The 260-nt window shown below is 74.6% G+C and carries 1 protein-coding gene; it reads right to left on the bottom strand.

All coding sequences use genetic code 11. The features are described 5' to 3' along the window. The coding region (locus tag GT045_RS21950) for a beta-ketoacyl synthase N-terminal-like domain-containing protein (RefSeq protein ID WP_161335176.1) at positions 1–260 on the bottom strand (260 nt) is incomplete at both ends.

Raw genomic sequence — 260 nt, 5'->3', positions numbered from 1 at the left:
CGCACCACCGCCAGGACCTGGTGACCGTTGCGCTCGGCGTCCGACAGCCGCTCCAGCACCAGCACGCCGATGCCCTCGGCGAGTCCCATGCCGTCGGCCGACGCGGCGAACGCCTTGCAGCGGCCGTCGGCCGCGAGCCCGCGCTGCCGGCTGAAGGCGATGAACGCGCTGGGGTTGGGCATGACCGCGACACCGCCGGCGAGAGCGAGCGTGCACTCGCCCTGCCGCAGCGACTGCACCGCCAGGTGCAGGGCGACCAG

It is taken from the genome of Streptomyces sp. SID486, assembly GCF_009865385.1.
Lineage (GTDB): Bacteria > Actinomycetota > Actinomycetes > Streptomycetales > Streptomycetaceae > Streptomyces.
This window is presented reverse-complemented; position numbering and strand designations above follow the sequence as displayed.